Raw genomic sequence first — 23,867 nt, forward strand, 5'->3', positions numbered from 1 at the left:
GGTCAGAGTCCTTTCGCGTAGCGAAAGGACTCTGACCCCATTTTTCTCCCACCCTTCCAACCCCTGCCGTGTCCATGGCCGCCCTGGACCTGTCGAAGGTGGGGCGGGTGGGTTGGCGGGAACGCTCATCGCCATGGATGGCGATGGCGAGCCTCCAGGGACGGATTCACGGCGATTCCCGCCAGTCCACCCGCCCCGCCAACACGCAGCCCTGCAGCTTTGAACCTTGACGTTGCCCTTGACGTTGCCTGAAAAGCGTCAGCCCGCCGCAGGCGGCAACCCGATCGGGCAGCTCACGCCGGTGCCGCCGATCCCGCAGTAGCCGTTCGGATTCTTCGCCAGGTACTGCTGGTGATAATCCTCGGCGTAGTAATACGTCGGTGCCGGATACACGATCTCGGTGGTGATCGGCCCGTAACCGGCCGCCTCCAGCTGTACCGCATAGGCATCGCGGCTGGCCACCGCCGCAGCGTACTCGGCCTCGGTCAGGCAGTGGATCGCCGAACGGTACTGGGTGCCGGTGTCGTTGCCCTGGCGCATGCCCTGCGTCGGGTCATGGCTTTCCCAGAACACCTGCAGCAGCTGCGCCACGCTGACCAGCTTCGGGTCGAACACCACCTCCACCACCTCGGTGTGGCCGGTCAGCCCGGAACAGACCTCTTCATAGGTCGGGTTCGGCGTCACCCCACCGGCATAACCGACCGACGTGCTGTACACCCCGGGCAGCGTCCAGAACTTGCGCTCTGCGCCCCAGAAGCAGCCCATCGCGAAGCGGATCCGCTCATACCCGGCAAACCGGTCCTTGAGCGGATGGCTGTTGACGAAGTGCTGGTTGCTGTGCAGCGGCAGCGGCTGGTCGCGGCCCGGTAGAGCCTCTTCCGGTCGCGGCAGGCGCTGCTTGAAGGCCCCGATGCCGAGGATGCCGTTACCAAGTCCCAACATGTGGTGCTCCTAGGCCGGCTGTCCGGCAAGATCGTCTGTGTCTGAAATGGGGTCACCAGGGGCAGCGCCCAAGTCCAGCCCGGCAACGATCGCTTCAGCTTCCGGCCGCGCCGCCTCCGGCACGGCCACCCGCAGCACGCCGAACAGCGGCAGCTCGCCCATCCCGCCCAGCAGCGATTCGCCGAACACGAAGGCGGGAATGCCGGCATCCTCCAGCGCGTGCTTCACCAGATGGGCGTCAAACAGATTGTCCGCCTTGTAAACGATATGCATGGCAGCTCCTCGGCAGGTGGCTGCCAGCATACGCCCGCCCCGGTGCACGGGCGGTTGCCCGCGGCGATGCCGGGCAAGCCAGCCGCCGACACGCTAGACTGGCGGTCTTTCTGCCCTTGATTGCCGCATCATGTCCGAGCACACCCCTGCCAGCCCCGAGACCCCCGTCGAAAGCCCCGAGAAGCGCGATTTCATCCGCCAGATCGTGCGCGAGGACCTGGCCAGCGGCAAGCACCAGACAATCAAGACCCGCTTTCCGCCCGAGCCCAACGGCTACCTGCACATCGGCCATGCCAAGTCGATCTGCCTGAACTTCGGCCTCGCCGGCGAGTTCGGCGGCGTGTGCAACCTGCGCTTCGACGACACCAACCCGGCCCGGGAAGATCCCGAGTACGTGGCCGCCATCCAGGACGACGTGCGCTGGCTGGGCTTTGAGTGGAACGAATTGCGGCATGCCTCGGACTACTTCCAGGCCTATTACCTGGCCGCCCAGAAACTGATCGGCGCCGGCAAGGCCTATGTGTGTGACCTGACGGCTGAAGAAGTGCGCGCCTACCGCGGCACCTTGACCGAACCGGGCCGGCCCTCGCCGTACCGTGATCGCAGCGTGGAAGAAAACCTGGACCTGTTCGCGCGCATGCGCGCCGGCGAGTTCCCCGACGGTGCCCGCACCGTGCGCGCGAAGATCGACATGGCCAGCGGCAACATCAACCTGCGTGATCCGGCGCTGTACCGCATCAAGCACGTCGAGCACCAGAACACCGGTTCGGAATGGCCGATCTACCCGATGTACGACTTCGCGCATGCGTTGGGCGATTCGCTGGAAGGCATCACCCATTCGCTGTGCACGCTGGAATTCGAAGACCATCGGCCGCTGTACGACTGGTGCGTGGACAACGTGGACTTCGCCCACGACGACGCGCTGACCGCGCCGCTGGTCGATGCCGGCCTGCCGCGTGAAGCGGCCAAGCCGCGCCAGATCGAGTTCTCGCGGCTGAACATCAACTACACGGTGATGAGCAAGCGCAAGCTGATGGCGCTGGTCACCGAGCAGCTGGTGGATGGCTGGGACGACCCGCGCATGCCGACCCTGCAGGGCCTGCGCCGCCGCGGTTACACGCCGGCGGCGATGCGCCTGTTCGCCGAGCGCGTAGGCATCAGCAAGCAGAACTCGCAGATCGATTTCAGCGTGCTCGAAGGCGCGCTGCGCGAGGACCTGGACAGCGCCGCGGCCCGCCGCATGGCGGTGATCGACCCGGTCAAGCTGGTGCTTACCAACCTGCCCGAAGGCCATGAAGAATCGCTGACCTTCAGCAACCACCCGAAGGACGAGTCGTTCGGAACCCGCGAGGTGCCGTTCTCGCGTGAGCTGTGGATCGAGCGCGAAGACTTCGCCGAAGTACCGCCGAAGGGCTTCAAGCGCCTGCTGCCGGGCGGCGAAGTCCGCCTGCGCGGTGCCGGCATCATCCGCTGCGATGAAGTGATCAAGGATGCCGACGGCACCATCACCGAACTGCGTGGCTGGCTGGATCCGGAATCGCGTCCGGGCATGGAAGGCGCCAACCGCAAGGTCAAGGGCACCATCCACTGGGTCAGCGCGGCGCATGCGGTGCCGGCCGAAGTGCGGCTGTACGACCGCCTTTTCTCGGTGGCCGACCCGGACGACGAAACGGAAGGCAAGACCTACCGTGATTACCTGAATCCGGAATCACGCCGGGCCGTGACCGGGTATGTCGAGCCTGCAGCAGCGATCGCCACGCCGGAACAGTCGTTCCAGTTCGAACGCACCGGCTACTTCGTCGCCGATCGCCGTGACCACACCGCGGCCAAGCCGGTCTTCAACCGCAGCGTGACCCTGCGCGATACCTGGTCGGCCTGACGCCGCCCGTCCCGCGCGCGGATCACCCCGCGCGCCATCGCCGCCTGCCCCTGCCCGCCCGCTTCATCGGACGCGGGCTACACTGCGCGCGGCTGTTGTTGTGTTCCAACCCCGCACCCCGATGAGAGGCACCCCGCGATGCTGTATGCGCAAGTCCACCTGACCCTTCCCGCCTGGATCCATGACCAGATCGACCTGGATCAGCGCTATCCCGGCGACGAAGCCAAGGTCGCACTGGCCATCGCGCTGTCCAGGTCGAACGTCGAGCACGCCAGCGGCGGCCCGTTCGGCGCGGTGGTGTTCGGCCCGGACGACCAGGTCATCGCAGTGGGCGTGAACCGCGTGATGCCCCACAACACCTCGCTGGCGCATGCCGAGAACATGGCCTACATGCTGGCCCAGCAGCGCCTGCAGACCCCGCGGCTGAACGATGTGCTGTCACCGATCACCCTGGCCACCTCGTCCCAGCCCTGTTGCCAGTGCTACGGTGCCACCGTCTGGGCCGGCATTGATCGCCTGCTGATCGGTGCCAGTGCGGCCGACGTGGAAGAACTGACCCCGTTCGACGAAGGTCCGCTGCCGGCGGACTGGGTGGGCGAACTCAACAAGCGCGGCATCGAGGTGGTGCAGGGTCTGCACCGCGATGACGCGCGCGCCGTGCTGCGCACCTATGGAGAAGCCGATGGCGCCCGCTACTGAGACCTCTCCTGCCACGGCAGGGATCGGCCTGCTGTGCCCGTGCCGCCAGGGCTTCGAACCGGAACTGGCCGGCGAACTGACCGCGCGCGCGGGGGAATTCGGTTTCGCCGGCTACGCGCGTACCCAGCGCAATGATGGCTACGTGCTTTTCATGTGCGAGGAAGCCGCCGCGCTGAGCCGCATGCTGTCCTGGCGCGAGCTGATCTTCGCCCGGCAGAAACTGGTCGTGCTGGCCGAACTGCCGCAGCTGGATCCGGTCGACCGCATCACCCCGATGCTGGCGGTGCTGGGCGACGCGCCGCGCTTCGGCGATCTGTGGGTGGAACATCCCGACTCGGACGCCGGCAAGCCGCTGTCCGGGCTGTCGCGCGCGTTCGGCAATGCGCTGCGCCCGGCCCTTCGCAAGGCCGGAAAACTGACTGACAAGCCGAACGAGAAGCTGCCGCGTCTGCACGTAGTGTTCGTCGATGGCACCCACGCCTTCGTCTGCGTCGCCTCACCGACAGACAGCGCACCGTGGGCACTGGGCATTCCGCGGCTGAAGCTCCTGCCGGATGCGCCTTCGCGGTCTGCGCTGAAGCTGGAAGAGGCCCTGCTGACCCTGCTCACCGCCGAAGAACGCGAGGCGCTGATGAAGCCGGGGATGCGCGCGGCCGACCTCGGCGCCGCACCGGGTGGCTGGACCTGGGTGCTGACCCGCCAGCACCTGAAGGTACTGAGCATCGACAACGGCCCGCTGCGCCAGCACGTGCTGGACACCGGCCTGGTCGAACACCTGCGTGCCGATGGCTTCCACTGGTCACCCGAACAGCCGCTGGACTGGATGGTATGCGACATGGTGGAGCAGCCGCGCCGGGTCGCCGAACGCATGGCGACGTGGTTCCGCGAAGGCTGGTGCAAGCACGCGATCTTCAACCTGAAACTGCCGATGAAGAAGCGCTGGGATGAAACCCGCCTGTGCCTGGAACTGTTCGAGGAACAGGCCGGCAAGTCGCTGACTGTACGCGCCAAGCAGCTCTACCACGACCGCGAAGAGATCACCGTGCTGGCCTCGCCGCTGCGCTGAGGGCTGCACGCCGATGTGCGGATGACAGGCAATGCGGGGTGTCATGCCCCGCTGCCTTCGTGCAGATGGCACCCGCTGCTACAGGCTTGCGGGGCGCGGCCGCAGACGCATCATATCAACACGCGCCTGGTTCGCAGAGGCAATCACCATGCTGGCCGCCTCGATCTGGCGGTGCAGGTCGCTCACCCGCTCCAGGTCGAAGCTCTCAACCCCCATCATCCAATCCTGCAACCATTCATTGCTGGTTGCCTGCAATCCCGCGCGGCTGGCCCGATACTCCGATTCCAGCTGCTCCAGACTGGATGCCTGCCTGCGGCGGCTCAATGGGCGCAACGTCTCCATGAGCCGATGGTCGACCAGGCGGTCATGGCATTTCTGCGCACGACTGGAAGGTGACAGACCCGCGCTGCCGGCATTGGCCACGGAGACCAGCACCCGATCCAGGGCGACGTCGCTGACCCCGCTCTCGATCGATGCTGATCGGGAACGGCGCGCCGTTACCCCGCCGGACCAGCAGTGACGGGCAGCCGACAGCATCGGCCGCATACAGGTGGACAGGCTCATGCTTGATGACCCTGCAGTTGCGACAGCTTGAGCAGGGGATGGCCGAAGTTCATAGGTGGATATCCATAGTGGTGGAAGATGACCGCACTATGCGCAGACCGGCCACGTCCGGCTTCCACTATCCACACACGCCTGCTGCGGCGGCACCGATTTGAGGAAATGCTCATGTCCATGAAAGTCGCTCCCTTGCTTGCCGCACTCGCCGCCGTGACCCCGGCAGGTGCACAATCCGCGCGCCCTGCCCCTGCCGAAATCCAGCCACTGCAGCAGCATTCCGGTGCCATCCGCGAACAGGCGCTGGCGGCCGGACGCATCACCGGCAGCGTCGACATCGCAGTGCCTCTGGGTGAAACGCCGGTCACCATCCGGTCAGTCACCCCGTCCAGTGCCAGCGGACAGTACCGGATCAGCTTCAGCCTGCTGGACGTGGATGGCGATGGCTTCATCAGTCGCGATGAAGCGCTGGCCAACCGTTCACTGGCGGATGAATTCAACGCACTCGACGTCAAGCGGCGTGGCCGACTGGACCGCGCCGACCTTGCCGGTTGGCTGGTGGATTGACCCCTGCGGTCACCATCGCGCTACACCTGCAGCGGTGTTCCAGCCTCGGCATCCAGTCCGACAGGGACCTCGCGCAGGCGGATGTCCCACGCGCCACCGCGCCCCTTGGTGACCGACTGGACGAGAAAGCGTGCCTGGGTTCCGAACAGGCGCTCAGCTGGTTCACCGGCAAACCGCCAGCGGCTGCCCGTCTGCATGCCGCTGAAGCCTTCAAGGGTGAAACGAACCGGATGCAGACCAGCCTGACGAACGACAGGATCGGTCCGGACAGTCAAGGCCGAATCGGATGTCGACAGGAAACGTGCGGGTTGTAACAGCCGCTGCGTACCCACCATACCCCGCAGGGTCTCTATCATCGCCAGTGAATGATCCGCCTGGCGGTGCATTGTCCGGAAATCCACGCGTGCCTCCCGATAGCCCGCGTAAGCCGTGGCATATGCTTGTCGATCAATTGCGTGCAGACGTGCCGGAGTCAGTGCATCGGCACCGCATTTTATGCCCTGCTTGAACTGCCTGGCTCCTTTATCAAATATATCGTCGCCGTGGCGCTCCCTGATCTCATTGATCACCGCGGAACCTGAAACGCCGGAGGCGCAGCCATCGAACATCTTCTGGATCTGCCTGCGGCCCACCGTGGTATGGAACATGGTGTCGAATTCGCAGTCCGCTCTCAGCTGCGCAAGCACCTTCTGTTCGTCGCTGAACGACTGCACCGGGGCATTCCGGTGGCCCGCCGCCCTGCTGCGGGCGGCAACCTTCTGCTGACGCTCGCCCTCCTTGATCCCGGTGTCGATGGCGTGAAGCTGCCGTTCCAGGTCGGTGACCATCTGACCTGCCAGCACAACCGATGGCCGTTGCAGCATTCTTATGCTCTGCCGTGCGTCGTCGACCGCCAGGGTGAAATCGGACGCGCTGACGCTGGCGTTCAAAGAATCAAACAGCAGACGGCAACTGGCGGCGACGCCCGCTTCGTCGCCACGCTCACCGACCGCGATGCGCACGGCGTCGGCCAGCGCCCCGTTGACGGCAACTGCGTGCCTGGCGAGCGTATCGGCTACCGCTGTCATATCCATCTTTTCCTCGGCGCGATGCAGAGCGGTGGACAGCGTCAGCCGCGTCACTGCCGCCTGGCCAGCCATGCCATGGCGCACGGCCAACGCCTGTGCCTGCTCCGCGCGCTTGGCCGTGCCGATGCCCAGCAGATTCTTCAGCATGCTGCGGCTGGCCAGCGGCACGATGCGGACTCCGCCGTTGGCGGCCGGATCTGCTTTCATGCGCAAGGGCAGCCCCTCCTTGCACTGACGCGATGCCGCGTCGACATCAGCGCTCAAGCGCCGGTAGGCCGGTAATGACCGCGCTTCGACCACGTGTGACGTGATGCCCGATTGCACGGCCGTGCACGTGTTGCTGACGGATCTCAGGGCATCAACCAAGGCGGCTTTCTGCATACGCAGTTCTGCCCGGCTCGATGCCAGTGCCGTGCTGACCTGTGTGCGCTGCTCAGCGAACGATGGGGGGAGGGGGCAGATGATCGGATAGGGCATAGTGGACGACCGAAGACACTGGACTGGAAGGGCAGCACAGCCTGTCATCTTCCCTCTGGAACAACTTCCATTTCAGCATCATCTGCAGAAGCAGTCCTTGCCACCACCAACCCGCATCACACCCCGGCGGCGCGCTTCCAGAACATCTGCAGCAGCGGCGGCAGCTTGCCGGTGCAGCCGAGCGCGCGCCCGCGTGCCAACGTCAGGTGCAGTTCGTCATTTGAAAACAACCGGTTGATGCCATCGAAGCTGTACGCGGCAATCGTGTTGTCGCTGCGTCGTTCGCGCGCCCAGCGCTGCAGCCGCTGCGGTGACAGCTGCGGCTGACCACGCCGCTGCGCCGAAGGCGCAAGCCAGCGCTGCAGCGCGGCCACGTCGCGCAGCCCCAGGTTGACGCCCTGGCCGGCCAGCGGATGCACCACGTGCGCCGCGTCGCCCAGCGCCAGCACGCGGCCGGCGACATAGTGGCGGGCCAGCTGGCGGCGCAGCGGGAACGCGGCCCGCTTCGATACCAGTTGCAGTTCCCCCAGGCGTCCACCGAAGGCACGCGTGAGTTCGCGGTTGAACGCCGCCTCTTCCAACTGCAGCACGCGTTGCGCTTCCTCCTCCGGCAGGGTCCAGACGATCGAACTGCGCTTTTCGGCCACCGGCAGCAGCGCCAGCGGGCCGCCGGGCAGGAAGCGCTGCCACGCCGTGCCCTGGTTGGGCAGCGCGCTGTCCACGTAGGCCACCACGCCGCGCTGATGGTAATCGTGGCGGTCCACCTCGATCCCGGCCAGCTGGCGCAAGGTGGATTCGGCGCCATCAGCGGCGATGGCCAGCGTCGCTTCGATGCGGCGCCCGTCGTGCAGGCGCAGGCGCACGCCGTGCTCGTCCTGTTCCATCCCTTCGACCCGGGCCGGGCAATGGACATCGACGCCGACGGCTGGCAGCGCCGCCCACAGCCGATCGACCAGCAGGCCGTTTTCGATGATCCAGCCCAGCTCGCTGCGACCAAAGCGGTCAGCGTCGAACAGCAGGTCATCGCCACCGGCGGCATCCCACACCTGCATGCGGCGATACGGATGCGCGCGACCGCGCATGATCGCCTCCCACACCCCGAGCCGCTGCAGCAGCTGCACGTTGTCCGCAGCGAAGGCGAACACCCGCAGGTCCGGTTGCGCCGCCTGCCACGGCGCCGGCTCATGGCCTTCGACCACCGCCACCGACAGACCGGCGTCGGCCAGTGCCAGCGCACAGGCAGCGCCAACCACGCCGCCGCCGACGATCACCACATCGGTACGTGCGCGGCGGCTCATGCGGCTTCTCCGCGGCACAATTTCGGCACCTCGCCCCGGAAGCCCATCGAGCCCCCGACCAGCATCGACTGCAGCGAGGTGGCCTGGGCGGCCAGCAGGCCAAGGCTGCGCAGCGGACGCAGCAGCGGAGCATCGTTGCTGGTCAGGCGCGCCAGTCCACCAGAGAACGCGATGGTCTGCGCCCGGTCTTCCTCCCTTCGCGCTGCATAGGCCTGCAGCAGCGCATCGGCACCGGCATCGCCCTCGGTTTCCAGCAGCTCGGCCAGGGTCAGCGCATCGCGCAGGCCCAGGTTGAAGCCCTGCGCGCCCAGCGGGTGGATGGTCTGCGCCGCATTGCCGAGCAGCACCGCGCGTTCGCCGACCAGCGCGCGCGACAGCACTTGGCGCAGCGGATAGGCCGCGCGCGGACCGGATTCGAGCAGGCGCCCGGCACGCCAGCCCACCGCCGCCTGCAGCCGCGCCAGCCAGGCCGCCTCGTCCAGTGCCATGACGGCATCTGCTTCATCGCGGGCTACGCCATGCACCACACCAAAATGGCGGTCACCGCGCGGCAGCAGGGCCGTCGGGCCGGTATCGGTGAGCCGCTCCCATGCGGTGCCATCCGGTGCACGTTGGCTGCGCACGCGCGCCACGAACAGCGTCTGCTGGAAATCATGTTCCTCCACGCCGATCCCCAGCGCGCTGCGCACGCCGCTGGCGGTGCCATCGGCACCGACCACCAGCCGCGCCTTCAGCGTGTGCTCACCGGCGTCGTCCTGCACCTGGACCTGCCGATAGCCATCGACGACCGCGCCCAGGCCGATGAAACGCGCCGGGGCCCGCCGCTGCAGCTGCGGCAGTTCCTGCAGCCGCGCTTCCAGTGCCATGCCGAAATCGCGCGCCACCACCACCTGGCCGAACCATGGCCGGCCGTAGTCGGCGGCCGCCAACTGCACGCGACCGAAGTCCCCGGCGCGACTGACATGGATGCGGGTGATCGGGCCCGGCGCGCTGGACAGCTTCTGCATCACCCCCAGCGCGGTCAGCGCATTGACCGTGGCGGCAGCGAAGCTGAGGTTGCGCTGGTCGAACACGGCCGGCAGCGAACCGGCGGCGCTGGCTTCCAGCAGGCAGGCACTGCGGCCGATACGCTGCAGCGCGATGGCCAGGCTGGCGCCGACCAGCCCGCCGCCGATGATCAGGACATCAACTCGTTCGCTCATGCCTGCATGATACGCGTTCGCCCGCCGCCCCTGCCCCGCCGCCGCCCCTGCACGGGGCGTGCAGCCGGTCTAGAATGGGGTCTGTTCACTTCCCCGCGCGCGTCCTGATGACCACCTCCCCGCAACGTGCCTTCGTGCTGACCTGCCTGGTGCTGTTGATGGCCGCCACCCGGGTGAACCATTTCGCCGCCATCCCGGATGCCTCCTGGGCGGTGTTTTTCATCGGCGGCTTCTACCTGCGCAGCTGGACCCGCTGGGCCTTCCCGCTGCTGATGGCGCTGGCGGTGCTGGTGGACTGGATCGTCATCAGCAACCTCGGGCTGGATTTCTGGCAGCACTACTGCGTGTCGCCGGGTTACTGGATGCTGCTGCCCGCCTACTTCGCGATGTGGGCCGGCGGCATGGCGCTGGGCCACGGTTACCGGGGCGCGCAATGGTCCACGCTGCCCAGGGCGATCGCGCTGGTGGTTGCCGCCGTTGCGGTCTGCCACCTGTTCGCGCAGGGCGGTTTCTACTGGACCACCCGCAATGTCGCCGATCCCACCGTGGGCGGCTGGCTGAAGAACTACGCGGACTGGTTCGTGCCTTACCTCGGTACCACCGCGCTGTACGTCGGACTGGCCGCTGCGCTGCAGTTGGCCGTGGAGCAGGTCGGCAAGCTGCGCCAGGCGCAGCGTGACGTGCGCGGCTGAGGCACGGGCAGATGGGCAACCGGCTTTCGCGCATCTACACCCGCACCGGCGATGACGGCAGCACCGGGCTGGGCGACGGCAGCCGGGTCGGCAAGGACGATGCGCGCGTTGCCGCCTTCGGCACGGTCGACGAGGCCAATTCGGCGCTCGGCGTGCTGCTGGCCGTGCCCCTGCCTGCCGACGTGCAGGCGCTGCTGACCCGGCTCCAGCACCAGTTGTTCGATCTGGGCGGCGAGCTGTGCATCCCCGGCCATGCGGCGATCACCGATGCCGACGTCACCGCGCTGGAACAGCAGCTGGATCACTACAACGCCGACCTGCCCACGCTGAAGGAATTCATCCTGCCGGCCGGTGGCGAAGCCGCCGCACGCTGCCACCTGGCCCGCACCATCGTGCGCCGGGCAGAACGCGAGACGGTCGCCCTGTCGCGCGTGGAAGCGGTGCGGCCACAGGCACTGCATTACCTCAACCGGCTTTCCGACCTGCTGTTCGTGCTGGCCCGCGTACTGGCCCGCGCCGACGGTGCCGGCGAAGTACTCTGGCAGCATTCGCGCCGCCACGGCTGACCTTTCCGGATCCCCTGCGCCCATGCTGGCCTACACCCATCCTTCCTGCCTGCAGCACGACCCCGGTCCGGACCATCCTGAATCCCCGCAACGCCTGCAGGCCGTGCTCGATGCGCTGCACGCGGCGTTCCCGGCACGGCTGGAGTGGCGCCAGGCGCCGTCGGCCAAGCGCGGCGACCTGGCCCGCGTGCACGATGCCGAGCTGATCGACCTGGTGCTGCAGGCCCAGACTGCCGAGCTGCGGCAGATCGACATGGACACCCGCACCTCGCCCGGGTCGGCCGCCGCCGCCCTGCATGCGGCCGGCGCCGGCATCGCCGCGGTGGATGCAGTGATGCTGGGCGAAGACCCGCTGGCGTTCTGCGCGGTGCGCCCGCCCGGCCACCACGCCACCGCCAGCACGGCGATGGGGTTCTGCCTGCTCAACAACATCGCGGTAGCCGCCGCGCACGCGCGCGACCGCTACGGGCTGGAGCGGATCGCCGTGGTCGACTTCGACGTGCACCATGGCAACGGCACCCAGGACATCTTCCAGCTGGATCCCCGGGTGGCTTACTACAGCACCCACCAGGCCGGCCTGTTCCCGAACTCCGGACTGCGCCGCGACCGTGGCGCGGGCAACCTGCTGAACATCCTGCTGCCGCCGGGCAGCGGCAGCCTGCGCTTCCGCAATGTCTGGGCCGACGAGATGCTGCCGGCCATCGATGACTTCCGGCCGCAGCTGCTGCTGGTGTCGGCCGGCTTCGATGCGCACCTGCGCGACCCGCAGGCCGACCTGATGCTGGAAGCGGAGGACTTCGCCTGGATCACCACTGAACTGCACGCACTGGCCCGCCGCCATGGTGCTGGCCGGGTGGTGTCGATGCTGGAAGGCGGCTATGACCTGCAGGCCCTGGCCGAGTCCAGCGTGGCCCATGTCGGCGCCCTGCTGGAGGGCCAGGCGGGGGCCGCCTGATGAACCCCGGCCGCCGACGATGAGCGTCCTTCATTGCCCCTATGCAAGGGATGGGGCAAGCTACGGATCGTTTTCGCCTGAACCATCACGCGTGCGCAAAGCCTTCCGCCTGTTGCCCCTCCCCCTGAGTATCGCCCTCTGCCTGCCGGCGTTCGCCGAAGACAAAGCGCCGAACTGGGGTCTGTGCCCTGCCACCGACGCCCTGCCCGCCTTTGGCGAGGCACCGCCGGCGGACAAGGCTGCCGCGGAAACGCGCACCCAACAGCCCACCGACATCGAGGGCGACCAGCTGTATGGCACCTCCACGGTGCCGCAGTACCAGGGCAACGTCGCGCTCAAGCGCGGTGACCAGTTCCTCGGTACCGACCACCTGAGCTTCGATACGGAAACGGGCAATTACACCGCCGAGGGCAATGTCCGCTACTCCGATTCGTCGATCCGGATGGTGGCCAAGCGCGCCGAGGGCAATCAGGAAGCGGACACCCACAAGATCTCCGACATCCAGTACCAGCTGGTGTCGCGACGTGGCAACGGTGGCGCCGAATCGGTGGACCTGCAGGGTGCGGTGGGGCAGATGCACCGCTCCACCTATACCACCTGCGATCCCTCCCAGCCGATCTGGAAACTGTCCGCCCCGCAGATCGAAGTGGACAACGACGAAGGCTTCGGCACCGCGCGCAACGCCGTGCTGCGCATCGGCAAGGTGCCGGTGCTGTGGGCGCCGTACTTCAAGTTCCCGATCGATGATCGCCGCCAGACCGGCCTGCTGTATCCGGAGCTGGGCCTGTCCGGGCGCAACGGGTTCGATTACGCCCAGCCGATCTACTTCAACCTGGCGCCGAACTACGACGACACGCTGACCCCGCGCTACATGAGCAAGCGCGGCTTCATGCTGGACAACGAATTCCGCTATCTGTACGACGGTGGCCGCGGCGAGCTGCGTACCGCCTACCTGCCCGATGACAAGCTGCGCGAAAAGGACCGTGGCCGCCTCGAGTATTCCGGTTACCACAATTTCAACCCGAACTGGCAGGCCCGCGCCGGGCTGGCGTGGGTCAGCGACGAGCGCTATCTGGAAGACTTCGCCAACAAGCTGCTGGGCGTGACCGCGTCCAACCTGCAGAGCCAGGCGGGGATCTACGGAACCGGTGAAAACTGGACCGCCGGGTTGATGGCCGACTACTGGCAGTTGACCGATTACACGCTGACCGAGGACGCGCTGCCGTACAACCGGCAGCCGCGCCTGTTCGGCACCTGGGACCAGCCGATCCTGCCGTGGCTGGAAGTGGGCGTGTATGCCGAAGCGGTGCGCTTCGTGCATGACGACGTGCATGACAAGATCATCGATGCCGACGGCGAGTACGTGCGCAACGGCGTGGAGCGCGAAGTGCTCGGCGGTTCGCGGCTGGACATCAAGCCCTACGTGACCATGCCCTTCAGTGGCGCGGCCTGGTACGTCACCCCGACACTGGCCTGGCGCTACACCGGTTACGATCTGGAACAGGGCCTGGCCGACAGCATCCGCGCCAACAACCTGGCCGCGGCGGGGATCACCAACCCGACCCCGGACCAGCTGCGCGGCAACACTTCGCCGCATCGCAGCGTGCCGATCGCCAGCCTGGACGCGGGCATGTTCTTCGACCGCGAGACCACCATCGGCGACAAGCCCTACCTGCATACGCTGGAACCGCGCCTGTTCTACCTGCGCACCCCGTACCGCGACCAGAGCGAACTGCCGGTCTTCGATACGCGTGACTTCACCTTCAGCTGGGGCCAGCTGTTCCGCGATTCGCGCTATACCGGTGCGGACCGCCAGAACGACGCCAACCAGCTGACGATGGCACTGAGCACCCGCTTCATCGACCAGTCCAGCGGCCGCGAGCGGTTCTCGGCCAGCATCGGCCAGATCCTGTATTTCGACGATTCCCGCGTCACCCTGCCGAGCAACCCCAGCCCGGTGGAACAGGGCAAGTCGGCCTGGATCGCCGATACGAACTACATGATCAACGACCGCTGGAACCTGGGCGCCACCTACCAGTGGGACCCCAAGAACAAGCGCGAAGACCTGGCCAGCGTGCGTGCGCGCTACCTGATGTCCAACGACGGCATCGTCAACCTGACCTACCGCCACCGCATCAACCCCGATGGCACCAACCTGCTCAAGCAGGGTGACCTGTCCTTCCTGTACCCGATCAACCCCAGCTGGAGCGTGGTCGGCCGTTACTACTACTCCATCGAAGACAGCAAGCCGCTGGAAATCATCGGTGGCGTGCAGTGGGACAGCTGCTGCCTGGCCGTGCGCGCCCTGGCCCGCCGCTACGTACGCAACCGCGAGGGCGAGCTGAATACCTCGTTCCAGCTGGAGTTCGTCCTGAAGGGCCTGAGCTCCATCGGCCAGAACACGGACCGTACGCTGCGCCGTGCTATCCTCGGCTACAACCGCGACGACCTCTATCTCGTGCCCCCCAGCACCACCGGCGCGACCCGCGACGACTACGATCCGAACCTGATCCCATGACCAAGACCTTCCCCGTCCTACTCGCCTCCCTGCTGGCGGTGTCCACTGCGTCCGTACCTTTGCAGGTACTGGCCCAGCAGACCCAGGCACTGGATCGCATCGCCGCCGTCGTCGACGAAGACGTCATCCTGCAGAGCGAACTGGACCGCGCGCTGGCCAACATCAAGACCCAGTACGCCGGTCGCGAGAACCAGCTGCCGCCGGACGATGTGCTGAGCCGGCAGGTGCTGGAGCGCCTGGTGCTGGTGAAGCTGCAGGTGACCCGTGCCGAAGGCAGCGGCATCCGCGTGTCGGACCAGGAACTGAACCAGGCGATCAACTCGATCGCCCAGCAGAACGGCAGCAACCTGGAGACCCTGCGCGCGCGCCTGGCACAGGACGGCATCGATTTCGATGAATTCCGCCGCTCGGTGCGTGACGAGATCATCGTCCAGCGCCTGCGCCAGAGCTACGCGCAGAGCCGCGTCAGCGTCAGCGAAGGCGAAGTGGATGCGGCCATCAAGCAGCAGGCCGTCACCGGTACCCAGTACCACCTCGCACACATCCTGATCGCCACTCCCGATGGGGCCGATGCCAACCAGATCGCCACCGGCAAGCAGAAGGCCGACGGCGTCAAGGCACTGCTGGACAAGGGCGAACTGGACTTCAACGCGGCCGCCGTCCGTTACTCGGACAGCCCCAATGCCCTGGAAGGCGGCGACCTCGGCTGGCGCTCCATGGACGAGATCCCGCAGGCGTTCCTGCAGGTGATGCAGGACATGAAGGCCGGCGACGTGGTCGGTCCGCTGCGTGGCCCGAGCGGCTTCCAGCTGCTGAAGCTGGTGGAAGTGCGTGATGCCAATGCGGCCGCGTCCACCGGCCAGACCATCACCGAATACCACGCCCGCCACATCCTGGTGCGCGTAACCGACCAGCAGAACGATGCCGCCGCCAAGGCGAAGATCGATACCCTGCGTGCCCGCATCGCCGGTGGCGCTGATTTCCAGGCCGTGGCCCGCGAGTCGTCCGAAGACACCAACAGCCGCGGCCAAGGCGGCGACCTGGGCTGGTTCCCGGTCGATGCCTTCGGTCCTGACTTCGGCCGCCAGGTGGAAGGCGTGACCGACGGCAACATCAGCCAGCCGTTCCGCACCGATGCCGGCTGGCACGTGGTGCAGCGCGTGGCGACCCGCCAGACCGACGTCGGCGTGGACAACCAGCGCGCGCAGGTCCGCGAAACCATCGGCCGTCGCAAGCTGGAAGAAGAGTACAACCGCTTCCTGTCCGAACTGCGTGGCGAAGCCTACGTCAGCTTCCGCAGCGGTGACCGGGCGGAAAACACCGCCACCCCGCCGCAGTCCTGAGCCATGCTCCCAGGCGCGAAGCTCGCAGGAGCGGTGCTCCCCGAGCTCGCCTTGGTGCCGGGCGAGCCCGCCGGGATCGGTCCGGAACTGTGTATCCGCCTGATCCAGCAGCCGCGCACTGATTGCCGGCTGCTGGCCTTCGCAGACCCCGCTACCCTGCACGCGGCAGCCGCCGCGCTGTCGCTGCCGCTGCAGTTGCTGCCGGCCGACGCCGAAGCGCGCCTGCCGGGCGACCTGCGCCTGCACCCCCGTGCCAATGCAGTGCCCAGCCGGTTCGGCCAGGCCGACCCACGCAACGCCGCCGCCGTGATCGGGGCGCTGCAGGCCGCCGGCCAAGCGTGCCTGGACGGCCGCCTGGACGGCGTGGTGACCGGCCCGGTGCACAAGGCGGTGATCAACCAGGGCGGCATCGCCTACAGCGGCACCACCGAACTGCTGGCCGACCAGGCCGGGGCCAAGGTGGTGATGATGCTGGCCAATGCCATCGTGCGCGTTGCGCTGGCAACCACCCACCTGCCGCTGCGCGAGGTCGCCGATGCGATCTCCGCCGAGGGGCTGGAGCACACCCTGCGTACCCTGCATGCTGCCCTGCGGCATGAGTTCGGCCTCGCCCATCCGCGCATCGCGGTGCTGGGGTTGAATCCGCACGCCGGGGAAGACGGCCACCTGGGCCGCGAAGAGCTCGACCTGATCATCCCGCTGCTGCAGCGCCTGCGCGCCGAAGGGATGCAGCTGGTCGGCCCACTGCCGGCCGACACCGCGTTCCTGCCGGCCAAGCTGGCCGGCTTCGACAGCGTGCTGGCGATGTACCACGACCAGGGCCTGCCGGTGCTGAAGTATTCCGGGTTCGAACAGGCGGTGAACCTCACCCTCGGCCTGCCCTACCCGCGCGTGGCGGTCGACCATGGCACCGCGCTGGAGCTGGCCGGACGGGGCATCGCCGATCCTTCCAGCCTGCAGGCTGCCACTACCCTGTGTGCGCAACTGGCCCGGCAACGTAGACTTAGCGTATGAACCAGTATTCCCCCTCTGGCACGGCATTCACCGCCCCGGCCAAGAAGCAGTTGGGCCAGCACTTCCTGGCCGACCGCCATTACATCGACAGCATCGTGCGCGCGGTCAATCCCAAGCCCGGCGACCGCCTGGTGGAGATCGGTCCCGGCCAGGGTGCGATCACCCTGCCGCTGCTGCGCCAGCATCCCGAACTGACCGTCATCGAGTTCGACCGCGATCTGATCGCACCGCTGACCGCCGCGGCCGCGCCGCTGGGCGCGCTGACCATCATCCAGAGCGACGTGCTGCGGGTGGACTTCACTGCGCTGGCGCAGGCCGAAGGTGGCAGTGGACAGATCCGGCTGGTCGGCAACCTGCCCTACAACATCTCCTCGCCGATCCTGTTCCATGCGCTGGACCATGCCGCCGTGGTGCGCGACATGCACTTCATGCTGCAGAAGGAAGTGGTCGACCGCATGGCCGCCGGCCCGGGCAGCAAGGTGTTCGGCCGCCTCAGCGTGATGCTGCAGGCGTACTGCGAAGTGACCTCGCTGTTCGTGGTGCCGCCGGGTGCGTTCCGGCCGCCGCCGAAGGTCGATTCGGCCGTGGTGCGGCTGGTGCCGCGTGATCCGTCCACGGTCGGGATCCACGATGCCAAGCGCTTCGCCGAGGTGGTCAAGGCCGCTTTCGGCCAGCGCCGCAAGACCCTGCGCAATGCGCTGAACAACGTGGTCAGCGCCGAACAGTTCGCCGCTGCCGGCGTGCGCCCCGATGCCCGTGCCGAACAGCTGGAGGTGGCGGAATTCGTCGCCCTGGCCAATGCAAGCTGATTACACTGCCAAGATGCACGACGACCAGTACGCCATGGACGTGGAAGTGGCTCCGCGCTTCCTCGATGACCAGTCCGCCCCCGAGGACGGACGCTTCGCCTTTGCCTACACCATCCGCATTCGCAACAGCGGCCGGGTCGCGGCACGCCTGGTGGCGCGCCACTGGCGCATCACCGACGCCGAAGGCCGCGTGGAGCATGTCGACGGCGATGGGGTGGTCGGCGAGCAGCCGCGGCTGCGTCCCGGTGAAGACTTCCGTTACACCTCCGGTGTCATGCTCGGTACGGAGCACGGCACGATGCAGGGGCACTACGACATGGTGGCCGACGACGGCACCGAGTTCGCCGCCGACATCGCGCCGTTCGTGCTGACCATTCCCCGAACCCTGCACTGACACGGAGGCCAGGCCATGAGCGTGTGGGCTATCGGCGACCTGCAGGGTTGCTATGACGTTACCCAGCGGTTGCTGGAAAAAATCCGCTTCGATCCGGCGCAGGACACCCTGTGGTTCGCTGGCGACCTGGTGAACCGCGGCGGGCAGTCGCTGGAAACGCTGCGGCTGGTGCATTCGCTGCGCGACCATAGCGTGGTGGTGCTGGGCAACCACGATCTTTCGCTGCTGGCGGTGGGTGCACGCAGCGAAGAAGAACAGCGCAAGGTCAACCCGGACCTGCTGCGCGTGGTCACCGCCGAAGACCGCGACGTGCTGCTGGACTGGCTGCGCATGCAGAAGCTGGTGCACACCGACCGTGAGCTGGGCTGGATGATGGTGCATGCCGGCATGGCACCCAAGTGGACCACCCAGATGGCCGAGAAACATGCGCGCGAAGTCGAGCAGCAGCTGCACGGCAACGGCTACCGCAAGCTGCTGCGCAACATGTACGGCGACAAGCCGATCTGGGCGCCGAACCTGACCGGTTATGACCGTTCGCGGGCGATCATCAACTTCTTCACCCGCATGCGTTACTGCACCACGCGGGGACGCATCGGCATCGAAGACAAAGGCACCCCGGGCACCCAGGAACAGGGCCTGTACCCGTGGTTCGAAGTGCCGGGCCGTGTCGAGCGTGACCTCAAGGTCGTGTGCGGCCACTGGTCGGCGCTTGGCCTGACCATCACCCAGGGCGTGCATGCCATCGATACCGGCGCGGTGTGGGGCGGCAAGTTGACCGCGCTGCAGCTGGATACCGACGAACTGCGCGTGGTGCAGGTACCCGGCCGCGATGTGCCGGCACCGGTGCCCGGCGCGCGACCGCCGGCACGTGCCCCCAGACCGCGCCCGGAAGGCCAGCAGGCCGCGCAGCCCAAGCCACAGGCGCAGGCGCAGCCCGGCGGGCAGCCTGCGGGCGGCGAGACGCGTACCCGTGGACCCCGCCGTCGGCGCGGTCGTGGCCGCGGCAACGGCGGTGGTGGTGCAGGCAGTCCGCCCACGGCGGACTGACCGCTGCACCCGCCCTCAGCGGCGGGTGTAGTGCACGAAGCGGAACGCGAACGGATGCCGCGCATCGGCCGCATGCGGCTGGCTGTCCGCCTGCTGCCACAGGGCTTCATCGACGACCGGGAAATGGGTATCCGCCGGCACCTCGGTGTCCACCCAGGTCAGGTACAGGTCGCTGGCCTGCTCCATCATCAGGCGGTAGATCTCACCGCCGCCGATCACGCACAGTTCGTCGGCGGCTTCGGTGCGGCAGATCGCCAGCGCCTGTTCCAGCGATGCCACCGCGCGCATGCCGTCGAACGGAACCTGGCCACTGCGGGTCAGCACCAGGTTGGTCCGCCCCGGCAGCGCGCGACCGAGCGATTGCGCGGTCTTGCGCCCCATCAACACCGGCTTGCCCAACGTGAGCGCCTTGAAATGCTTCAGGTCATCGGGCAGGTGCCAGGGCAGCTGGTTGCCGTGGCCGATGCCGCGATTGCGGTCCAGCGCTGCGATCATCGAAAGGCGCGGGGAACTCACACCGCCACCGGGGCCTTGATCGCCGGATGCGGATCGTAACCGTCGATGCGGATGTCCTCGAAGCGGAAGCCGAACAGGTCGGTGACCTCCGGGTTCAGCCACAGCGTCGGCAGCGCACGAGGTTCACGCGCCAGCTGCTCGCGGGCCTGCTCGAAATGGTTCGAGTACAGATGGGCATCGCCCAGCGTATGCACGAAATCACCCACGCCCAGGCCCGTGGCCTGCGCCACCATGTGGGTCAGCAGCGCATAGCTGGCGATGTTGAACGGCACCCCGAGGAAGATGTCCCCACTGCGCTGGTACAGCTGGCAGCTGAGCTTGCCGTCGACCACGTAGAACTGGAACAGGCTGTGGCACGGCATCAACGCCATCTGCGGCAGCTCGCCGACATTCCAGGCACTGATCACCAACCGACGCGAATCCGGATTGCGCTTGATCTCGTCCACCAGCCACTGCATCTGGTCGATCTGCCGGCCATCGGCGGCCGCCCAGCTGCGCCACTGCTTGCCATAGACCGGCCCGAGGTCGCCGTTCTCATCGGCCCACTCGTCCCAGATCCGCACCTGGTTGTCCTTCAGGTAGGCGATGTTGGTATCGCCCTGCAGGAACCACAGCAGCTCGTGGATGATCGAGCGCAGGTGCAGCTTCTTGGTGGTGACCAGCGGGAAGCCGTCGGCCAGGTCGTAGCGCATCTGCCAGCCGAACACGCTGCGCGTACCGGTGCCGGTACGGTCGCCCTTCTCCGCACCGTGCTCCAGCACGTGCCGCAGCAGGTCCAGGTAGGGCTTCATGGTTTGGCTCCGGCCGGGGCAGCCGGCAACACCGGCTGCAGCACCGGCGCGCGGTGGGACATCCACAGCAGCACCAGGCCCAGCGCCACCAGCGGCAGGCTCAGGATCTGGCCACGGGTCAGCCAGTCGAAGGCCACGTAGACGCCGTTGTCCGGCATCCGCACGAACTCCACCGCGAAGCGGAACAGGCCGTACATCAGCGCGAACAGGCCCGATACCAGGTAACGGTTGCGCGGCTTGGCCGACACCGCCCACAGCACCGCGAACATCACCAGGCCTTCCAGGAAGGCTTCATACAGCTGCGAAGGATGGCGGGCGTACTGGTTCAGCGCACCGGCGGCGAACTCCGCCTTCAGCGCGGCCGTGTCGAGCTGGGCCAGCGGCGCCGGCAGCCCCGACGGGAACACCACGCCCCAGCTGCCGTCGGTGAACTTGCCCCACAGCTCATCGCCGATGAAGTTGCCCACGCGTCCGAAGCCCAAGCCCAGCGGCACCAGCGGCGCGACGAAATCCATGGTGTCGAAGAAGTGCAGGCGGTGCCGGCGCGACCACCACCAGCTGGCCCCCAGCACGCCCAGCAGGCCGCCGTGGAAGCTCATGCCGCCGTCCCACACCTTGAACAGCAGCAGCGGGTTGGAAAGGAAATCGCCCAGTGCGTAGAACAGCATGTAGCCCACGCGACCGCCCACCACCACGCCGAGCATCGCGTAGAACAGCAGGTCGGAGAAGCCATCGGCGTTTACGCCCGGCAGGCGCCCGGCGGCGATGCGGCGCTTGCCCAGCCACCAGGCCGAGGCGAAGCCAAGCAGGTACATGATGCCGTACCAGTGCACCTGGATCGGCCCCAGCGAGATGGCAATGGGGTCGATATCGTGGAAATAGATCATGGACGGTGCCTTGCGGGGATCGGGTTATTTTAGCGCCGCCAGCGGGCCTCAACCCAGAATCTGCGGCCAATCGGGCAATGCGTCCTGGTCTGACCGCGCGCCCGGCGGAAAGTGCCCGGCCAACAGGGTCGATACTTCATTGATCGCCAGCACCAGGGCAGCGGCGGGATCGCGTCCACGCAATCCCTCGCGGAGCGTTGCGCAGATCCGCTGCCAGTCGGCTTCGGCAACCCGCCCGTGCAGGCCGCGGTCGGCCACGATTTCGATGGCATGGTCGGCCAGCAGCAGGTAGATCAGCACGCCGTTGTTGTGTTCGGTATCCCACGTGCGCAGCTGCGCGAAGGCACGCTCGGCGGCCTGGCGCGCGGTCACCCCGCGCCACAGCGCATCCAGCGGCAGGTCGGCTTCCACCGCGAACATGACCTGCCCGCCATGGTGTCGTTCGCCTGCGGCAATGGCCTGGGTGATCGCCTGCAGGGTGCTGGCCGGGAAGGTCCGCCGTACCGACGGGGACACGATATGCCGCAGTGCGCGTCCGATCATCACCATCCTCCCGATGCGCCGCCGCCACCGGAGCGGCCACCGCCACCGCCCCAGCCACCGCCGCCGCCGAATCCACCGCCGCCCCCGAAGCCGCCACCTCCGCCCCAGCTGCCGCCGCCCCAACCGCCGCCGCCGGCGAACCGGCCCGGGTGCCCGGAGGTCACCGCCATCAGCAGGCCGACGATGCCGGCGATACCGCTGGCCAGCAGCAGTGAAGTAAAGAGGAAGGCCACGACGGCCGCGCCGCCCGCGGCGATCAGCCCGCGCACCGGCCGCGGCAGGCGGCCGAGCACCGCGCGCAGGATCGACCCGACGAAGAAACCGATCACTACCGCCACTACCCAACCGTCGCCGCCGCCGTCGCCCTGCGGTGCGCGATGCGCGCTGACCGGTGCCGGCAGCGGCTCGCCGTCGATCAGCTTGACCAGTACACCGGTGGCCTCGGTGATGCCACCGGCGTAGTCGCCGGCGCGGAACGACGGCACCAGGTATTCCTGGATCACGCGGTTGGCGATTGCATCCGGGATCGCGCCTTCCAGGCCATAGCCCGGTTCGATGCGGACCCGTCGATCGTCCTTGGCAACCACCAGCAGCACCCCGTCATCCACGCCCTTGCGACCGACCTGCCACTGCTCGAATACCCGGGTGGTGTACTGCGCGATGTCTTCCGGCTGCGTGCTGGGCACGATCAGAACCTGCAACTGGCTGCCCTTGCGCTGCTGCAGTTCGATCGCCTGCTGCTGCAGTTGGCGGGTCTGCGCGGCATCCAGGGTGCCGGTGGTATCGACCACCGGAGAATCCAGCTTCGGGATCGTGGCCAGGTCCTGGGCCTGCACGCTGCCCAGCGGCAGGCACAGCAACAGCAACCAGCCAAGCAGGCGCAGGTGCATCGATCAGCCGCCCGGCTGCGGCGCCGGCGCCTGCTGCGGTGCAGGCTGCGGTGCAGGCTGCGGGGCCGGCGCACCGGTGTTGAACTTCACTTCCGGCGCGTTGGAAATCTGCGCTTCGTTTTCCACGGTGAAGTTCGGCTTGACCTGATAGCCGAAGATCTTCGCGGTCACCACCTGCGGGAACGAGCGGATGTAGGTGTTGTAGTCCTGCACCTGCTGGATGTAGCGGCCGCGGGCCACGGTGATGCGGTTCTCGGTGCCTTCCAGCTGGGCCTGCAGGTCGCGGAAATTGGCATCGGACTTGAGCACCGGGTAATTCTCGGTGACCACCAGGAGTCGAGACAGCGCACTGCCGAGCTCGCCCTGGGCCTGCTGGAACTGGCGCAGCGAGGCTTCGTCATCGGCGTTGACGTTGATCTGGCCGACCCGCGAACGGGCCTCGGTGACTTCGGTCAGCACCTGGCGTTCCTGGGTGGCGAAGCCCTGCACGGTGTTGACCAGGTTGGGCACCAGGTCGGCGCGGCGCTTGTACTGGTTGAGCACTTCGGCCCAGCTGGCCTTGACCGATTCGTCCTTCTGCTGGATGGCGTTGTAGCCGCAGCCGGACAACAGGGAAGCCAGCAGGAGCAAGGGGATGAGGCGGGTCAGCAGGCGCATGGCCGGGCTCCAAGAGGTGTTGGAAGCCGGAGCATCGCATGTTCCAGGTGAATGGGTTGCTGCGGGGTGGGTCGAACGGGCCGGACCCCTCGCGGCTGGCTGCTGCGAACAGCAGGCTGCGTTCTTGGCGACGGGCGGTGGGGCTGGTCGGGGGACGGCAAAAACTGCGTCCATGCGGGCCTCGTTTCGCGCCATCCATGGCGCTCAACGCCCCCGC

The 23,867-nt window shown here is 67.3% G+C and carries 24 protein-coding genes and 1 pseudogene; 13 read left to right on the plus strand and 12 right to left on the minus strand.

Annotated features, from left to right (window positions below):
- Nucleotides 1–258 precede the first annotated feature (258 nt).
- Nucleotides 259–921 (minus strand): peptide-methionine (S)-S-oxide reductase MsrA, encoded by a 663-nt coding sequence (msrA, locus tag H9654_RS17250; protein WP_191771950.1) that lies wholly within the window; start codon nucleotides 919–921, stop codon nucleotides 259–261.
- Between the two features lie 30 nt (nucleotides 922–951).
- Nucleotides 952–1,215 carry a putative signal transducing protein gene (locus tag H9654_RS17255; protein WP_101098296.1) on the minus strand — a complete coding sequence of 88 codons (264 nt, stop codon included), beginning with the start codon at nucleotides 1,213–1,215 and terminating at the stop codon, nucleotides 952–954.
- Between the two features lie 130 nt (nucleotides 1,216–1,345).
- Between H9654_RS17255 and H9654_RS17260 the strand changes: the two genes are divergently transcribed.
- The 3 genes from H9654_RS17260 (at nucleotide 1,346) to rlmM (ending at nucleotide 4,859) form a co-directional block, all read left to right on the plus strand.
- Nucleotides 1,346–3,094: a glutamine--tRNA ligase/YqeY domain fusion protein gene (locus H9654_RS17260; RefSeq protein ID WP_191771931.1), complete on the plus strand. Its 1,749-nt coding sequence runs from the start codon at nucleotides 1,346–1,348 to the stop codon at nucleotides 3,092–3,094.
- Nucleotides 3,095–3,232: 138 nt separating this feature from the next.
- Nucleotides 3,233–3,793: a nucleoside deaminase gene (locus H9654_RS17265; RefSeq protein WP_191771932.1), complete on the plus strand. Its 561-nt coding sequence runs from the start codon at nucleotides 3,233–3,235 to the stop codon at nucleotides 3,791–3,793.
- Nucleotides 3,777–4,859 (plus strand): 23S rRNA (cytidine(2498)-2'-O)-methyltransferase RlmM, encoded by a 1,083-nt coding sequence (rlmM, locus tag H9654_RS17270; protein WP_191771933.1) that lies wholly within the window; start codon nucleotides 3,777–3,779, stop codon nucleotides 4,857–4,859. The genes H9654_RS17265 and rlmM overlap by 17 nt, the downstream gene beginning before the upstream one ends.
- Before the next feature lie 78 nt (nucleotides 4,860–4,937).
- Here rlmM and H9654_RS17275 read toward each other — a convergent pair whose 3' ends face one another.
- A complete protein-coding gene (locus H9654_RS17275; protein ID WP_191771934.1) occupies nucleotides 4,938–5,423 on the minus strand; it encodes a hypothetical protein in 486 nt (161 codons plus the stop codon).
- Nucleotides 5,424–5,588: 165 nt separating this feature from the next.
- Here H9654_RS17275 and H9654_RS17280 point away from each other — a divergent pair, with 165 nt between their 5' ends.
- Nucleotides 5,589–5,984, plus strand: coding sequence for an EF-hand domain-containing protein (locus tag H9654_RS17280; RefSeq protein ID WP_406833493.1), 396 nt, complete (start codon nucleotides 5,589–5,591; stop codon nucleotides 5,982–5,984).
- 20 nt (nucleotides 5,985–6,004) lie between these two features.
- Here H9654_RS17280 and H9654_RS17285 read toward each other — a convergent pair whose 3' ends face one another.
- The 3 genes from H9654_RS17285 to ubiH form a co-directional block, all read right to left on the minus strand.
- The gene (locus tag H9654_RS17285; protein ID WP_191771935.1) at nucleotides 6,005–7,528 is read right to left on the minus strand and encodes a hypothetical protein; all 1,524 of its coding nucleotides are present in this window, start codon (nucleotides 7,526–7,528) and stop codon (nucleotides 6,005–6,007) included.
- Between the two features lie 116 nt (nucleotides 7,529–7,644).
- A complete protein-coding gene (locus H9654_RS17290) occupies nucleotides 7,645–8,826 on the minus strand; it encodes a UbiH/UbiF family hydroxylase (RefSeq protein WP_191771936.1) in 1,182 nt (393 codons plus the stop codon).
- Entirely contained in the window at nucleotides 8,823–10,028 is a 1,206-nt protein-coding gene (ubiH, locus tag H9654_RS17295) for a 2-octaprenyl-6-methoxyphenyl hydroxylase (protein ID WP_191771937.1), read from the minus strand. Before ubiH ends, H9654_RS17290 begins: the two co-directional genes overlap by 4 nt.
- Nucleotides 10,029–10,135: 107 nt before the next feature.
- On the opposite strand from ubiH, the gene H9654_RS17300 reads away from it, so the two are divergent.
- From H9654_RS17300 to H9654_RS17340, 9 genes and pseudogenes are all read left to right on the plus strand, one after another.
- A complete protein-coding gene (locus tag H9654_RS17300) occupies nucleotides 10,136–10,720 on the plus strand; it encodes a hypothetical protein (protein ID WP_191771938.1) in 585 nt (194 codons plus the stop codon).
- Between the two features lie 11 nt (nucleotides 10,721–10,731).
- Nucleotides 10,732–11,286, plus strand: coding sequence for a cob(I)yrinic acid a,c-diamide adenosyltransferase (locus H9654_RS17305; RefSeq protein WP_191771939.1), 555 nt, complete (start codon nucleotides 10,732–10,734; stop codon nucleotides 11,284–11,286).
- Between the two features lie 22 nt (nucleotides 11,287–11,308).
- Nucleotides 11,309–12,241, plus strand: coding sequence for a histone deacetylase family protein (locus tag H9654_RS17310; RefSeq protein ID WP_191771940.1), 933 nt, complete (start codon nucleotides 11,309–11,311; stop codon nucleotides 12,239–12,241).
- Between the two features lie 91 nt (nucleotides 12,242–12,332).
- Nucleotides 12,333–14,759 carry an LPS-assembly protein LptD gene (gene lptD / locus H9654_RS17315; RefSeq protein ID WP_191771941.1) on the plus strand — a complete coding sequence of 809 codons (2,427 nt, stop codon included), beginning with the start codon at nucleotides 12,333–12,335 and terminating at the stop codon, nucleotides 14,757–14,759.
- Nucleotides 14,756–16,087 (plus strand): annotated as a pseudogene (locus H9654_RS17320) (peptidylprolyl isomerase); the annotation flags it as partial. The gene lptD and the pseudogene H9654_RS17320, both read left to right, overlap by 4 nt.
- An 18-nt stretch (nucleotides 16,088–16,105) precedes the next feature.
- The gene (gene pdxA / locus H9654_RS17325; protein ID WP_191771942.1) at nucleotides 16,106–17,116 is read left to right on the plus strand and encodes a 4-hydroxythreonine-4-phosphate dehydrogenase PdxA; all 1,011 of its coding nucleotides are present in this window, start codon (nucleotides 16,106–16,108) and stop codon (nucleotides 17,114–17,116) included.
- On the plus strand, nucleotides 17,113–17,925 hold the full coding sequence (gene rsmA, locus H9654_RS17330) for a 16S rRNA (adenine(1518)-N(6)/adenine(1519)-N(6))-dimethyltransferase RsmA (RefSeq protein ID WP_191771943.1): 813 nt from the start codon (nucleotides 17,113–17,115) through the stop codon (nucleotides 17,923–17,925). Before pdxA ends, rsmA begins: the two co-directional genes overlap by 4 nt.
- Before the next feature lie 13 nt (nucleotides 17,926–17,938).
- Nucleotides 17,939–18,319 (plus strand): Co2+/Mg2+ efflux protein ApaG, encoded by a 381-nt coding sequence (gene apaG, locus H9654_RS17335; protein WP_042614797.1) that lies wholly within the window; start codon nucleotides 17,939–17,941, stop codon nucleotides 18,317–18,319.
- 15 nt (nucleotides 18,320–18,334) lie between these two features.
- Nucleotides 18,335–19,366 (plus strand): symmetrical bis(5'-nucleosyl)-tetraphosphatase, encoded by a 1,032-nt coding sequence (locus tag H9654_RS17340; RefSeq protein ID WP_191771944.1) that lies wholly within the window; start codon nucleotides 18,335–18,337, stop codon nucleotides 19,364–19,366.
- Between the two features lie 15 nt (nucleotides 19,367–19,381).
- On the opposite strand, the gene H9654_RS17345 is transcribed toward H9654_RS17340, so the two are convergent.
- Genes H9654_RS17345 through H9654_RS17370 form a run of 6 tightly spaced genes read right to left on the minus strand, consistent with a single transcriptional unit; the run spans nucleotide 19,382 to nucleotide 23,650 of the window.
- A complete protein-coding gene (locus H9654_RS17345; RefSeq protein WP_191771952.1) occupies nucleotides 19,382–19,861 on the minus strand; it encodes a dihydrofolate reductase in 480 nt (159 codons plus the stop codon).
- Between the two features lie 17 nt (nucleotides 19,862–19,878).
- Nucleotides 19,879–20,673 carry a thymidylate synthase gene (locus tag H9654_RS17350; protein WP_191771945.1) on the minus strand — a complete coding sequence of 265 codons (795 nt, stop codon included), beginning with the start codon at nucleotides 20,671–20,673 and terminating at the stop codon, nucleotides 19,879–19,881.
- Nucleotides 20,670–21,560, minus strand: coding sequence for a prolipoprotein diacylglyceryl transferase (lgt, locus tag H9654_RS17355; protein ID WP_191771946.1), 891 nt, complete (start codon nucleotides 21,558–21,560; stop codon nucleotides 20,670–20,672). The genes H9654_RS17350 and lgt overlap by 4 nt, the downstream gene beginning before the upstream one ends.
- Before the next feature lie 48 nt (nucleotides 21,561–21,608).
- Nucleotides 21,609–22,103 (minus strand): TPM domain-containing protein, encoded by a 495-nt coding sequence (locus H9654_RS17360; protein ID WP_191771947.1) that lies wholly within the window; start codon nucleotides 22,101–22,103, stop codon nucleotides 21,609–21,611.
- Nucleotides 22,103–22,993 (minus strand): TPM domain-containing protein, encoded by an 891-nt coding sequence (locus H9654_RS17365; RefSeq protein ID WP_191771948.1) that lies wholly within the window; start codon nucleotides 22,991–22,993, stop codon nucleotides 22,103–22,105. Before H9654_RS17365 ends, H9654_RS17360 begins: the two co-directional genes overlap by 1 nt.
- 3 nt (nucleotides 22,994–22,996) lie before the next feature.
- Nucleotides 22,997–23,650, minus strand: coding sequence for a LemA family protein (locus tag H9654_RS17370; RefSeq protein ID WP_191771949.1), 654 nt, complete (start codon nucleotides 23,648–23,650; stop codon nucleotides 22,997–22,999).
- Nucleotides 23,651–23,867: the final 217 nt, after the last annotated feature.

The sequence above is a fragment of the Stenotrophomonas lacuserhaii genome (assembly GCF_014836545.1).
In the GTDB taxonomy this organism is placed as follows: Bacteria; Pseudomonadota; Gammaproteobacteria; order Xanthomonadales; family Xanthomonadaceae; genus Stenotrophomonas; species Stenotrophomonas lacuserhaii.

Bases quoted from the DNA above. Each gene is read 5' to 3' on its own strand.
- H9654_RS17255 (WP_101098296.1), bottom strand. From the start codon at position 1,215: ATGCATATCGTTTACAAGGCGGACAATCTGTTTGACGCCCATCTGGTG.
- H9654_RS17260 (WP_191771931.1), top strand. From the start codon at position 1,346: ATGTCCGAGCACACCCCTGCCAGCCCCGAGACCCCCGTCGAAAGCCCC.
- H9654_RS17265 (WP_191771932.1), top strand. From the start codon at position 3,233: ATGCTGTATGCGCAAGTCCACCTGACCCTTCCCGCCTGGATCCATGAC.
- rlmM (WP_191771933.1), top strand. From the start codon at position 3,777: ATGGCGCCCGCTACTGAGACCTCTCCTGCCACGGCAGGGATCGGCCTG.
- H9654_RS17275 (WP_191771934.1), bottom strand. From the start codon at position 5,423: ATGAGCCTGTCCACCTGTATGCGGCCGATGCTGTCGGCTGCCCGTCAC.
- H9654_RS17280 (WP_406833493.1), top strand. From the start codon at position 5,589: ATGTCCATGAAAGTCGCTCCCTTGCTTGCCGCACTCGCCGCCGTGACC.
- H9654_RS17285 (WP_191771935.1), bottom strand. From the start codon at position 7,528: ATGCCCTATCCGATCATCTGCCCCCTCCCCCCATCGTTCGCTGAGCAG.
- H9654_RS17290 (WP_191771936.1), bottom strand. From the start codon at position 8,826: ATGAGCCGCCGCGCACGTACCGATGTGGTGATCGTCGGCGGCGGCGTG.
- ubiH (WP_191771937.1), bottom strand. From the start codon at position 10,028: ATGAGCGAACGAGTTGATGTCCTGATCATCGGCGGCGGGCTGGTCGGC.
- H9654_RS17300 (WP_191771938.1), top strand. From the start codon at position 10,136: ATGACCACCTCCCCGCAACGTGCCTTCGTGCTGACCTGCCTGGTGCTG.
- H9654_RS17305 (WP_191771939.1), top strand. From the start codon at position 10,732: ATGGGCAACCGGCTTTCGCGCATCTACACCCGCACCGGCGATGACGGC.
- H9654_RS17310 (WP_191771940.1), top strand. From the start codon at position 11,309: ATGCTGGCCTACACCCATCCTTCCTGCCTGCAGCACGACCCCGGTCCG.
- pdxA (WP_191771942.1), top strand. From the start codon at position 16,106: ATGCTCCCAGGCGCGAAGCTCGCAGGAGCGGTGCTCCCCGAGCTCGCC.
- rsmA (WP_191771943.1), top strand. From the start codon at position 17,113: ATGAACCAGTATTCCCCCTCTGGCACGGCATTCACCGCCCCGGCCAAG.
- apaG (WP_042614797.1), top strand. From the start codon at position 17,939: ATGCACGACGACCAGTACGCCATGGACGTGGAAGTGGCTCCGCGCTTC.
- H9654_RS17340 (WP_191771944.1), top strand. From the start codon at position 18,335: ATGAGCGTGTGGGCTATCGGCGACCTGCAGGGTTGCTATGACGTTACC.
- H9654_RS17345 (WP_191771952.1), bottom strand. From the start codon at position 19,861: ATGATCGCAGCGCTGGACCGCAATCGCGGCATCGGCCACGGCAACCAG.
- H9654_RS17350 (WP_191771945.1), bottom strand. From the start codon at position 20,673: ATGAAGCCCTACCTGGACCTGCTGCGGCACGTGCTGGAGCACGGTGCG.
- lgt (WP_191771946.1), bottom strand. From the start codon at position 21,560: ATGATCTATTTCCACGATATCGACCCCATTGCCATCTCGCTGGGGCCG.
- H9654_RS17360 (WP_191771947.1), bottom strand. From the start codon at position 22,103: ATGATCGGACGCGCACTGCGGCATATCGTGTCCCCGTCGGTACGGCGG.
- H9654_RS17365 (WP_191771948.1), bottom strand. From the start codon at position 22,993: ATGCACCTGCGCCTGCTTGGCTGGTTGCTGTTGCTGTGCCTGCCGCTG.
- H9654_RS17370 (WP_191771949.1), bottom strand. From the start codon at position 23,650: ATGCGCCTGCTGACCCGCCTCATCCCCTTGCTCCTGCTGGCTTCCCTG.